Source organism: Vibrio sp. ZF 223, from assembly GCF_003050585.1.
Taxonomy (GTDB): Bacteria; Pseudomonadota; Gammaproteobacteria; order Enterobacterales; family Vibrionaceae; genus Vibrio; species Vibrio crassostreae.
Genome location: NZ_PIGB01000001.1, coordinates 1,041,237 through 1,053,118, shown reverse-complemented (window position 1 = coordinate 1,053,118; position 11,882 = coordinate 1,041,237). Strand labels below are relative to the sequence as shown.

The window sequence follows — 11,882 nt, the reverse complement described above, 5'->3', positions numbered from 1 at the left end:
TGACGTTAAGTGGAGTTAATTATGATATACACACTACCGCTCTAACACTGTTCGCCTGCGAGCCTTAATCCATTCTGGCTTCCTCACCACCAAATAAACCGCCGCAGCAGACAAGGCAAAGCCCATCGCGCCATAGATGTCGAACGACTCACCGAAAATAAGCCACGCTTGGATTGCTGTCGTCGGTGGCACCAAGTAAAAGACCGAAGCCACACTTGAAGATGCACCGTGCTCTACCATGTAAAGCAACAATAGGATGGCAACACAAGACAGAACGACCACCAGCCAGATTAGAGTCAACGTGAATTCTACCGTCCAGTTCACTTGCATAGTTTCATAACGCATTGCGAACGGCAGAAACAACGCTGCAGAAGCCAAATATTGCACCATCGCACCGCCGACCATATCAGTGCCCTGACAGAAGCGCTTCTGATACAGAGTCCCGCAGGTAATACCAACCAAAGAAACCAAACACAATAACGTTGCCAAGCCTTTTTGGTCGTCTGACTGCCATTCAATATTGCCCATCAACACCAAACTAATACCCGCAAAACCAAGCGCCAATCCCAACCACTGTGCAAAATTAAAACGCTGCGAAGTACAGCTGATCATAATTAATGCGGTGAGAATCGGTTGTAAGCCAACAAGTAGAGAACTCAACCCGGCAGGCATACCCATATCAATTGCCAGATAAGTGCCACCAAGGTAGAAACCATGAATCAAGATGCCGACCACAGCAGCGTGGAAGAATGCTCGACCACGAGGGATACGACGCTTAAGGATTGCAATTAAAACCAAGAACAGCGCCACGTTGGCTACCATCCTTAGTGAAAGTAATGTTGCGGGTTCTGCGTATTCCACGCCAAGACGAGCGCCAACAAAGCCTGACGACCACAATATTACAAACACAAACGGAATCATTTTAATCAGCATTACAAACCTCTGGTCAACTCTTCATCAATGCTGTTACCTTAGTTGGGTACAGATAACTAATAAAGATACAGATATAACACTTTAAATGGTTACAGATTGAGTGTGAGCTATGAGGGAGAACAACGTGGAAGCAGAAGTCAGCGGCAATAAATATCTCGCTACCGAACAACATATTAAGGCTCAGATTGATAAAGGGTTATTTCACCCAGACGATCGCCTTCCCTCGATCCGCCAATTAAGCGAACAATTGGGTGTGAGCAAAAACACCGTGATTCGCGCCTATCAAGAGTTGGAAGCGACGGGCTGGGTGTACTCGGTTCCCAAGTCGGGTTATCGCGTGAAAGCACCCAACACCACTAGCTGGGATGCATCAAGCCAACCTCAAAAAGTTGATCTATTATCTGTCACCAAATCGGTACTCTCTCGTCCAAAAGGTCGTCTAAAACTATTGGCAGGCTCAGCACACCCCAATATCAACAACCCTGCGATTCGTAGCTTGTACGCCGAGATCGGTCGCCACAGTCGTTTGCAAACTCAGCTTCCCGGTTATTACCAACTGCCTCCTGGAGACGAGCAATTAGTAAAGCAATTGTTAAAGATCACCCATGATCTTGGTGTGCCTGCGGGATCGAAAGAGATTGCGATTACTCATGGAGCTCAACAGGCGATCAGTTTAGCTTTACGTGCGCTCACCAAGCCGGGGGACATCGTGGCGGTCGAGTCGCCATGTTACTTCGGCAATCTACTTTTACTTGAGTCGCTTGGCTTACAAGCCCTTGAAATTCCCAGCAGCGTTAGCCACGGTATTGATATCCCATCACTACAAAGTGCGCTGGGCAAATGGGAAGTGAAAACCTTACTGCTAACGCCAAACTTTACCAATCCAACCGGTTCACGGATGCCATTGGCGAATCGAAAAGCATTACTGGAGATCACCGGATCCTTACCGATTATCGAAGACGATGTGTTCGGTAGCTTGGCATTCGACACACCAATCGCGAGCCTCAAAGAACTGGATGATCAAGATAGAGTCATCTACGTCAACTCATTGTCTAAAACCTTAGACTCACGCTTACGAATCGGCTGGTTACTGTCGGGGCGCTATCAGCCCTTGGTCGAAAAGTACCTTTTATGTGACAACATGGGCAGCTCAAACCTCATGCAATCCGCGGTGGGTCAATTCCTCACTACCGGTAAATATCGCAGTCATTTATCCAAAATGAAACGGCTCTATCAAACCAATCAAAAACAGTTCCAAAGCTTGTTAATTCAAGCTCTTGATAGTTACCCGCACCTTGTCGGACACTACCACCTATCAAAGCCGGAAGGCTCATTTCTCAACTGGATAACACTGCCTGAGTCGGTCGACAGCTATGCCGTCTATCAAGACTGCTTAAAGCATAAGTTGGGGATTTTACCCGGTACAGTGTTTGGGACCAATGACCAATACAAACACTGCTTGCGCTTCACTGTCGCTAACATTGAGGAGAGCAAAGAGTGGAAAGAAGGGATTGTGACGCTGGCGAAGATAATAGCTAAGCACGTACGTTAGATATTTTCAGTATTCGACTAATATTCTCAATCAAGAGTTAATAGCTTTGACCTTATTAACATATTAAATATTAGAGATTCGCTACACTCGCAGCCTTTCTATGCTTAGCAGAATTAAACGTGGCAACAATAAAAGATGTAGCAGCACTTGCAGGGGTTTCAACAGCAACGGTTTCTCGTGTATTAAACCGAACCTGCTACGTTGAACCTATCACGCTAGAGCGCGTAGAACGTGCAGTAAAAGAGCTCAATTACCACAAAGATGCTCGCGCAACAGCCTTGGCAAGTAGAAGCAGCAATACGCTTGGATTACTGACTGGCAACCTTGCCGATCCATTTTTTGCTCTGGTCGCGAAGAGTGTCGAAGAAGTGGCTAGAACCAATGGTTACCAATTGGTCGTGGTAAGTGGCGGACACAATGCTCAGCGAGAAAAAGAAGGCCTCGACTTTCTTATCAGCCAAGGTTGTGAAGCAATGGTCATTCATTCAAAGATGCTCGATGACACCACGTTACTGCGTTACTCCGCTCAATTACCTGCAATGGTTTTACTCAACCGCACGATTGCTCAAATATCAAATCGCTCTGTATGGGTAGATAATAAACTCGGATCTCAAATATCAGTACAGCACCTCATCGAGCTGGGTCATCGAAAAATCGCCTATGTCTCGAGCGACCTTCCAATCCAAGACCGAACAGACCGTTTACAGGGCTACCAAGAAGCGATGAAAGCGGCCAATATCGAAATACAGCCTAATTGGATCATCAACCAAAACTTTAGTGAATCAGGTGGTGAAGCGGCGGGTGACATCTTAGTAAACCAATGCCCCGAGGTCACAGCCGCCGTCACCTTCAATGATGTAATGGCTGCAGGCTTAATGACGAGCTTGCAAGATCAAGGCATCTCGGTTCCCAACGATATTTCTGTGATCGGCTTTGATGATGTTTTGCTCGCTCGCTATCTTTACCCTCGGTTAACCACCATGCACAACCCTATCGACGAGATGTCGACTTATGCGGCTAACCTTGCCATAAAACTTAAAGCCGCAGGATACGCCCCTCCTAAGCAACATAAATTCGAAGCGACACTGGTTGAAAGGCAGACGGTTAAGTCAATCAAGCACTAAAATGAGACGAAATGTGACCAAAATCTCATGTATACACCTCATGTAACCGCTTACATGAAAACAGCATTGAAGTCGCACTTTCGATTTCAGAGCACGCTTATTATCCATTCCGAACAAACCCTACATTCACCTGAGGACAACAAATATGAATAACTCAAAGCCTCTACCATCGTTCGGATTAGCATTAGCGCCCATCGCCGTTATGTTTGCGCTACTTGCTATTGGATACGGTGTTTTAGGACTTCGCATTGAAGTTCTGCTACTCATTTCTGCGACTTTCACCGCATGCATTGCTTGGAAGATGGGCTACAACTGGGATGACATCATCAACGCGATTGTTGAGAAACTTGCAAAAGCGATGCCTGTTATCTTGATATTGGTTTCGGTGGGCGGTCTTATCGCAAGCTGGATGATCAGTGGCACGATCCCTTATATGGTTTACTGGGGGCTTAAAGTCATCAGCGCTGAATACATACTTATCGCTGCCTTTTTCGTTACTGCTGTTGTCTCTGTATGTACTGGTACTTCTTGGGGATCTGCGGGCACGGTTGGTGTTGCACTGATGGGCGTTGCGGCCGGTCTAGATGTATCATTGGCAGCTGCCGCGGGTGCTGTTGTTTCTGGCGCATATTTTGGCGACAAGATCTCCCCTCTTTCAGACTCAACTAACTTTGCGCCTGTCGTTTCAGGCACCACATTGTACGAACACATTCAGCACATGCTTTACACAACGCTGCCTGGGTTTGTGATTGCATCAGTTGTCTTCTTCTTTGCTGGACAAAGTGCAGATATCGCGAACGTAGGTGAACCAGAAAAGGTCACTCAAATTCTTGCGGGACTGGATAGCCTATACAACTTCAATATCCTTTTGATCATCCCACCAGTGATGATTCTGTGGGGCGCACTCACCAAAAAGCCTGTTCTGCCACTGATGTTAGGTGCGTCTGCTCTTGCGATTGTATTAGGTATGGTTCTACAAGGTTTCTCTCTACAACAAGGTTTCCAAGCTTATGTCGACGGCTTCAATGTCGCTCTGTTTGAAGCGAAAGGTACAGCGATTGATGGACTAATTCCTGATGTGTCTAAACTGCTAAACCGTGGTGGTTTGTTCTCAATGATGAGCACCATCCTACTGGTTTTCTGTGCGTTCTCTTTTGCAGGTGTTTTAAGCCTAACCGGCGCTTTGAATGTGGTACTAGGTCGTTTCTTGCATATGATTCACTCAACAGGACAACTTATCGCATCAACAGTGATTGCAACCATCACAGTAGTATTCACGACCTCTGACGGTAAATTAGCACTTCTCATCCCTGGTGAACTGTTTCAGAACGCTTACCGTAAAATGGGGCTAGACACTAAAAACCTATCTAGAACCATTGAAGACGCAGGCACAATCATCGAACCACTGGTTCCTTGGACTGCGGCAGGTATTTACATGGCAAGCACGCTCGGAGTTGCAACGCTAGATTACCTACCTTGGGCAATCCAATGTTACACCGGTATCGTTTTCGCTCTGATTTATGGTTTCACTGGGTTTGGTATTGCACACACAAAGCCTGAACAATCAGAAGACTCCGTAGAAACTTCCCTGGCTCACAGCACTAAGTAAGGCTCACATCCTATGAATTCTTTCGACAATACAATTAACCGCAGAAATACAGGGTCGGTAAAGTGGGACTTTATGGAGCAGAAGCTTGGCTTAGAAGGCGCCGATTTACTGCCAATGTGGGTATCTGACTATGATTTCCAAGCACCTCAACAAGTATTAGGTCGCTTAGCTCAAGATATCTCGCATGGTATTTTTGGTTACTCAGAACGTCAGGATGACTATTACCAAGCCGCGATCGATTGGTTTAAAAAGCAACATCGAACAGAAATCAAACGAGAGTGGATCACCACGGTACATGGCGTACTTCCTGGTATCGCGATGGCACTGCAAATGCTCACGGAAAAGAACGATCAAATCGTTATTCAAAGTCCTGGCTACGGTTCATTTCGTAAGATCATCGAACTGAATGATCGTAAGGTGTTAAACAACCCGTTGATAGAATCAGAAGGTCATTACCAGCTTGATTTTGCACATTTGGAAGACTGCTTTGCGAGTGGCGCCAAAGCGTTGATTTTCTGCAACCCACACAACCCAACCGGTAGAGCTTGGGACGAGCAAGAGATCATGCAAATTGCCGAGCTTTGCCAGAAACACAATGTGTGGTTGATCAGTGATGAAATTTGGAGCGATCTAACGCTAACACCTAATGTATTCCATTCGACGTTAAGCTTGCCAAGTTCGCTAACCGACAAACTTATTGTGGCGACCGCGGCCAGTAAAACATTTGGTTTGTCATCATTGAGAATCTCAAACTTCATCATTCCAAATTCGGAGTTGAAGGAGCAGTTTGTTCGCCGTTTGGATGCTCATGGCATGGATTGCTTCAACAGCCTATCCATGTCTGCAGCGACCACAGCATACCAAGAGTGTGATACTTGGCTAGCGGACTTAAAGCAATACTTGCAAGGTAACATCGAAACGCTGCATGGATTCTTGAAAGCAGAACTACCTCATATTCGTTTCACTAAACCCGAAGCGACATATCTTGCATGGCTAGATTGCCGTGCAATGAAACTAAGTGATACTGAGCTTGAGCAAAAACTCATTGCAGCCGGCATTGTACCGAGTATGGGTTGTGCCTTTGGCGAGGAAGGTTCAGGATTTATTCGATTGAATCTAGGGTGCCCTGCAGAAGTATTAGCAGATGCTTTGGTACGACTAAAAGTAGCATTAGCTGTAGATAAGTAAGAACTAGAAAACGTCACCCACGCCAAACAACAAAGCCCCACTCAACTGAGCGGGGCTTTCATCATTCTTACTATTTACTTATTTAAAGGTAAATTAGCCTTGCCAAGCAAACTGTTCGAACACTTTGTCTACCGGCGTTTCAGCAACACGGTTTACATAGTTACTGATCACTTTCTGAGACAGGCCAAGAATCACTTCTAACACTTGCTGTTGGCCGTAACCCGCCTCAAAGAATGCTGCCATTTCACTTTCAGACACATTGCCACGATTACGAACCATGCTGAGCGTGAAGTCGTGCAGTGCTTGCAACTTCTCAGTTGGCATTGCGGTGCGATTACGCAGTGCTTCAGTGATCGCAGGATCAACCTTCATTGAATGTGCGATACCTGTGTGCGCAGGAACGCAGTAGTGGCATTCGTGTTCAACGTTGATGGTTTGCCAAACAACCGTTAGCTCTTCAGCATCGAAAGATGAGTCACTAAACGCCTGGTGAAGCTGAGTGTAAGCCTTAAGTGTGTTTGGAGATTCAGCCAATACACCAAATAAGCCCGGTACTCTGCCCATTTGCTTTTTAGCACCTTCAAGAATAGGTTGGCTTTGCTCTGGCGCTGATTCTACTGAATGAATTTTGAAGTTGCTCATTGTTTTATCCCTATCAATTTATGATTTTAAAGTTATTTAATTACTGTTCTCCGTTAGTGTGAAAACAATATAGAACAAATTAGAACGATCGTTCAAGTGTTATTTTGAACATATGTTCAAGTTTTACATTGAAGCATGACGAATATCTTTTGCTCATAACAAGAAAGCCCATCAAGTGAAACCTGATGGGCTTTCATTCATCTAAGATTTTATTTTAAGCAACTACCAGTATTCAGCATGAGCCAAAGCTTCAACACAGCTAGACTGTTCGCTCGCCACTTTGATTTCACCGCCAGTCAGCGATTGAGCGATCCAACCGTGAGGGTAGCTCAACTCGAATGGTTCTGGGATCTGCTCAGTAGTGATTTGCTCAAAACCTACTTTTGAATAGTAACTAGGATCACCGTATGTCACAGCAAGCTCGACACCCTGTTCCTTTAGAGTCTGTAAGCCGAAGTTAATCAGCTTTTGGCCGATCCCACGCTTTTGAACTTGAGTGCTCACCGCTACTGGAGAGAGCAAGTAAGCCTTAGTTTCGTCATCAAATGAAAGCGGAGTAAAAATAATCGCGCCTACAATTGTGCTTCCTAATTCACGAGTATCATCTTCCGCGACAAAACAAAGTAGCTCTGTTGGATCTGTGGTCGTTAAAAGATCCTTGGCAAGCTTACCTACTGTTTTACCCTCGTTCTCGCCTTCTGAATCAGTAAAGGTTTGAGTAAAAAGTTGCGTGATCGTTTCGATCTCGCTTGAATCATATTGTCTAAATTTCATGGTGTTCTTCACTTACTGTACTTTCTTCAACACAAAGAAGTGATAATCAAAATCACGCTTAGCTGAGCCTTGAGAACCTTCCACAAGTTCGCTGTTACTGAAGAATTGTTTAATTTCATTGTCGCAATCTGCGAGCGCTTTTGAGTTTGGCATCGTTGCTTTCAAAGACTCGACTTGCTTTTGCAAAGGCTGATAATAGGCAAGCCAGCCGGCGTCGCTCATCGCAAAGTCATCCAAGACTTGGTAACCCGTCGCCTTTGCATGCTTGATACGTTCAGCTACCGTGGTCATATCTGGGTACTCTTTCTGCCAGAATACTTTGATTGATTCGTTTGGATTCTCGGTGTTCCACACCAAATCATTCACGACCAAGATGCCATCATCGATGAGTAGCTTCCGCCACTGCTTAAGTGCTTTCTGAACACCCATGATGTAAGCGCTACCTTCTGACCAGATCAGGTCGAATGACTTAGCTTCAAACGGTAGATCCATCATGCTTGCACATACCGTTTTAATATTGCTTTCGAGACCAAGTTCTAGTGCTTGTTGACTCAGAATATCCAAACTCGGTTGATCATTGTCTAACGCTGTTATTTGCACGTCCGTTTGATGTTCAACTAAGGCTTTCGCTAACGCCTTGGTCGCGATGCCTTTGCCACAACCAATCTCAAGTACGCGCTTAGGTGTAACCGGAACTTGTGCCAATGCTGCTAAGGTATCTTCAACCGTTCCTGGCCCTAAACGCTCTAAGCCCTCAAAAATAGCGCCAAAATCCGCCATGTATTGATCATGTTCATTCATGTCTTTCGATAACCACTTCAATCGCAGAGCCTGTTTCTCATCAAAACCCTGCTTAATTAACCAATCGAGGTGTGCATCTGGCGCAAGCTTGTCCATCGACTCATGCCACTCTTCTAGACCACCTTCACCTAGCATTGCTGCTAGTAGGTCGCGTGATCGTTGCTTTTGAACGAGCTCTTCGTCTAACTGCTTAAGACGATTTTCCAGTAAGCTGCGCTCTATCTTTGCATCTAGACAAGCTTGGCACTCTTTGAGCGTCAACCCACCCGCTTGTAACTGCTGCAACAACCGAACACGTTGTAGGTCCTTTTCAGAATAAAGGCGATAACCATTGCTCTGACGCTGAGCTTCAATCAAACCTAGCTTGCCGTAATACAACAATGTGGAGCGGCTCAGCCCAACCAAATCGGCCAGTTCAGAGATACGATACATGCACTTCCCCTCTCATTTCGGTAGCAAAGATAAACTATGAAGCTGTAGTCAGGTCAACAGAATTTTAGACACTTTTCTCGTTCTTTACCTATTTACCTTCAAACTGATAAAACGATCTGAGTGTGGTTTTAACCATAGAACGGTTAGTCATCGACATTGCCTGCACGGGATTCAGGAAAAGGAGAGGATTAAACTTGATGAATTGAAAACAATTGGCTCATAAACATACTTCTTTCTAACCGAATTTTGCTAACTTCTAAATTATTCAACAATGGACGAACGTTAACTAAACGATAAATACAATCACCCAGCAAATAGATCAAAAGAGCACAGATATCACCTGAAAATGCCTTCTTAACTTTTTAGAAAAATTCAAAAATAATTAGAATTTAATCCCTAACTTTACTGAGTAATTTGTTAGTCTTGGAAACAATTATTTACAATCCGACTAAAAATTAATTGGATCGCTAGAGGTTGTTTTTCTTGAATATGAAATTATTCGGCAGTTCCCTAATCCTTTCAGGGACTGCATTAGGGGCTGGCATGTTAGCTATCCCAATGGTGTTGGCCCAATTTGGCTTCATGATCAGCTCAGTGCTGATGCTACTTATCTTTATCGGCACCACTTACTCTGCACTCCTACTGGCAGAAGCGTGTACTAAAACTAAAGACAACAGTGGCATGAGCAGTGTTGCTTACCTCACTCTGGGCAGCAAAGGTAAACACTTTATCAATGCACTCTTTTATCTGCTGTTGGTATGTATGCTTATTGCTTATATCTTGGGCGTGGGTGACATCATCCATAAGCTACTGCTCGATGTTGGCGTAAACATCTCTGCATCTGCTGCTTATACCGTTTTCAGCCTATTTATGGGTGTGATTGTAGTTGCGGGTAAGTCTTATATCGACAAGTTGAACCGTGGCCTATTCATCATGATGGTGGTGATGCTATTTATTGTTATCGCTTCTCTGTTTAGCAATATCCGCCTTGATTACCTAACTCAAACTAGCCAATACACGGCCAATGATGTGGTGCAATACAGCGCGGTTATCTTTACCAGCTTTGCCTCTATGGTGGTGATCCCATCACTGGTGATCTACAACCGTGAAGCGACTCAAAAGCAGATCCGCAATATGATTCTGCTTGGCTCAGTGATTCCGCTCGTGTGCTACCTCACTTGGTTGTTCGCGATTATCGGTAACCTTGGCACAGACGCGATCAGCCAGTTCCACAACATTTCAGAGCTGATCTCTGCGTTTAGCGGACAGTCTGCTTGGTTGAAAGTAGTGATTGCTCTGTTCTCAGCACTGGCATTAGTGACCTCTTTCCTTGGCGTGTCCATGGCGCTGTATGACCAAAACAAAGACGCTGTAACCAACAACAAAGCGTTGGCTTATGCGTTGACCTTCATCTTACCTTTGGTATTAGCAGAGCTGTTCGCTAGCCAGTTTGTAAGCATGCTCGACTATGCAGGCATGGTTTTGGTGTTCCTAGCTATCTGGGGTCCACTCGCAATGGTGGTTAAGGTGCGCAGACCGGACTTCCCTCACCTACAAACCGAGGGCAGCTACACAGCAGCCGGTGGCGACACCGCACTAATGGCAACATTCGGTTTTGGCGCGCTGATTTTCGTGTCTTGGTTTATGGGTTAGATAGAGACACAGTATCAACCGCTGCCGTGGTGATATGTATGTGTTTGTGAGTGAAGACTAAACAAGTACCTCACACTCACATCAAAATACAAAAAGCCAGTGAGTATCTGCTATTAACAGTAGATACTGACTGGCTTTTTCAGTATTTGAACGTGATTACTGAGAATTAAAGAGACGTTCTTATTAAGTTAAGTTGTCAAGTAACTGCTCACATTGCGCTTTGAGCGATTTAAGTTCGTTTTCATTCATCTTAGACAAACAAAATATCTCTTCTGGGACAGTTTGCGCGCGCTCTTTGAGTTCAGTCCCTACAGGAGTTAGCGTAATTACTCGCACTCGTTCATCTTCAGTACTACGTTTACGAAGCACATAACCTTTTGCTTCTAAACGCTTAAGTAATGGAGTCAAGGTTCCTGAATCTAAATGTGTTTTAGCGCCTAACGCTTTGACATTTATCTCTTGTTGCTCCCAAAGCACCATCATCACAATGTACTGTAAATAAGTAAGATCAAGCGCTTTCAGCAGAGGTTGATAAGCTCGACTCATTGCATTTGAAGCACTGTAAAGTGCAAAGCACACCTGATTATCTAACTTTAGATATTCATTTTGGTCGCTCACGATCACCTCGTCAATAAATTAAATTGCACACAATATACTTGCACACGTAAGTTTTATCAATTAAGCTAACCTCAAAATAAAGTTGCGCACAATTTAATTTTACACAACCATTTTAAGGATTAAGACAATGACAACACTCTACACTACTTCTGCTACTGCAATTGCTGGTCGTAACGGCCAAGTTTCTACTGACGATAATTTGCTTTCTGTTGCATTAAGCTACCCGAAAGAAATGGGCGGTTCAGGTGAAGCAACGAACCCTGAGCAACTGTTTGCGGCGGGCTACTCTGCGTGTTTCTCAAATGCTCTACTTCACGTAGCGAAAGAAATGAAAATCAAGATTGCATCGGCGCCAACAACTGCAACGGTTGGTATCGGTCCAAATGAAAATGGTGGTTTTGCTTTAACCGTTTCATTAGCGATTGAGCTCGACTTGGCTCAAGAACAGGCTGTTACGCTTGTAAAAACCGCTCACCAAGTTTGCCCATATTCAAATGCGATTCGTGGCAACATTGATGTGAAATTGTCGGTTAACGGACAAGCGCTTTAGTCGCTT

11 protein-coding genes are annotated in these 11,882 nt (G+C 44.7%); 6 read left to right on the top strand and 5 right to left on the bottom strand.

The features are described 5' to 3' along the window. Window positions 1-33: 33 nt before the first annotated feature. The gene (locus tag CWO13_RS04465; protein ID WP_048663788.1) at window positions 34-933 is read right to left on the bottom strand and encodes a DMT family transporter; all 900 of its coding nucleotides are present in this window, start codon (window positions 931-933) and stop codon (window positions 34-36) included. Between the two features lie 124 nt (window positions 934-1,057). Here CWO13_RS04465 and CWO13_RS04460 point away from each other — a divergent pair, with 124 nt between their 5' ends. The 4 genes from CWO13_RS04460 (at window position 1,058) to CWO13_RS04445 (ending at window position 6,406) form a co-directional block, all read left to right on the top strand. Further along, complete coding sequence (locus CWO13_RS04460; RefSeq protein WP_048663789.1) at window positions 1,058-2,485, top strand: aminotransferase-like domain-containing protein; 1,428 nt, start codon at window positions 1,058-1,060, stop codon at window positions 2,483-2,485. Window positions 2,486-2,604: 119 nt separating this feature from the next. Continuing rightward, entirely contained in the window at window positions 2,605-3,609 is a 1,005-nt protein-coding gene (locus CWO13_RS04455; RefSeq protein ID WP_048663973.1) for a LacI family DNA-binding transcriptional regulator, read from the top strand. Between the two features lie 145 nt (window positions 3,610-3,754). Next, complete coding sequence (gene nhaC / locus CWO13_RS04450; RefSeq protein ID WP_102432003.1) at window positions 3,755-5,218, top strand: Na+/H+ antiporter NhaC; 1,464 nt, start codon at window positions 3,755-3,757, stop codon at window positions 5,216-5,218. Between the two features lie 12 nt (window positions 5,219-5,230). Continuing rightward, window positions 5,231-6,406 (top strand): MalY/PatB family protein, encoded by a 1,176-nt coding sequence (locus CWO13_RS04445; protein WP_108082596.1) that lies wholly within the window; start codon window positions 5,231-5,233, stop codon window positions 6,404-6,406. Window positions 6,407-6,499: 93 nt separating this feature from the next. On the opposite strand, the gene CWO13_RS04440 is transcribed toward CWO13_RS04445, so the two are convergent. The 3 genes from CWO13_RS04440 to CWO13_RS04430 all read right to left on the bottom strand — a co-directional run bounded on the left by CWO13_RS04440 (window position 6,500) and on the right by CWO13_RS04430 (window position 9,055). Then, window positions 6,500-7,048: a carboxymuconolactone decarboxylase family protein gene (locus CWO13_RS04440; protein WP_108082595.1), complete on the bottom strand. Its 549-nt coding sequence runs from the start codon at window positions 7,046-7,048 to the stop codon at window positions 6,500-6,502. Between the two features lie 222 nt (window positions 7,049-7,270). Next, complete coding sequence (locus tag CWO13_RS04435) at window positions 7,271-7,834, bottom strand: GNAT family N-acetyltransferase (protein WP_102479532.1); 564 nt, start codon at window positions 7,832-7,834, stop codon at window positions 7,271-7,273. After that, entirely contained in the window at window positions 7,835-9,055 is a 1,221-nt protein-coding gene (locus CWO13_RS04430; protein ID WP_108082594.1) for a MerR family transcriptional regulator, read from the bottom strand. A gap of 489 nt (window positions 9,056-9,544) precedes the next feature. Between CWO13_RS04430 and CWO13_RS04425 the strand changes: the two genes are divergently transcribed. Beyond that, a complete protein-coding gene (locus tag CWO13_RS04425) occupies window positions 9,545-10,708 on the top strand; it encodes an amino acid permease (protein WP_048659000.1) in 1,164 nt (387 codons plus the stop codon). Window positions 10,709-10,891: 183 nt separating this feature from the next. On the opposite strand, the gene CWO13_RS04420 is transcribed toward CWO13_RS04425, so the two are convergent. Continuing rightward, window positions 10,892-11,326: a MarR family winged helix-turn-helix transcriptional regulator gene (locus CWO13_RS04420; protein WP_102431997.1), complete on the bottom strand. Its 435-nt coding sequence runs from the start codon at window positions 11,324-11,326 to the stop codon at window positions 10,892-10,894. Window positions 11,327-11,453: 127 nt separating this feature from the next. Here CWO13_RS04420 and CWO13_RS04415 point away from each other — a divergent pair, with 127 nt between their 5' ends. Then, window positions 11,454-11,876 (top strand): organic hydroperoxide resistance protein, encoded by a 423-nt coding sequence (locus CWO13_RS04415; RefSeq protein WP_102431996.1) that lies wholly within the window; start codon window positions 11,454-11,456, stop codon window positions 11,874-11,876. Window positions 11,877-11,882: the final 6 nt, after the last annotated feature.

What these genes read in the sequence shown, in the direction of transcription:
- CWO13_RS04465 (WP_048663788.1), bottom strand. Translation starts at nt 933, where the DNA reads ATGCTGATTAAAATGATTCCGTTTGTGTTTGTAATATTGTGGTCGTCA.
- nhaC (WP_102432003.1), top strand. Translation starts at nt 3,755, where the DNA reads ATGAATAACTCAAAGCCTCTACCATCGTTCGGATTAGCATTAGCGCCC.
- CWO13_RS04445 (WP_108082596.1), top strand. Translation starts at nt 5,231, where the DNA reads ATGAATTCTTTCGACAATACAATTAACCGCAGAAATACAGGGTCGGTA.
- CWO13_RS04440 (WP_108082595.1), bottom strand. Translation starts at nt 7,048, where the DNA reads ATGAGCAACTTCAAAATTCATTCAGTAGAATCAGCGCCAGAGCAAAGC.
- CWO13_RS04430 (WP_108082594.1), bottom strand. Translation starts at nt 9,055, where the DNA reads ATGTATCGTATCTCTGAACTGGCCGATTTGGTTGGGCTGAGCCGCTCC.
- CWO13_RS04425 (WP_048659000.1), top strand. Translation starts at nt 9,545, where the DNA reads ATGAAATTATTCGGCAGTTCCCTAATCCTTTCAGGGACTGCATTAGGG.
- CWO13_RS04415 (WP_102431996.1), top strand. Translation starts at nt 11,454, where the DNA reads ATGACAACACTCTACACTACTTCTGCTACTGCAATTGCTGGTCGTAAC.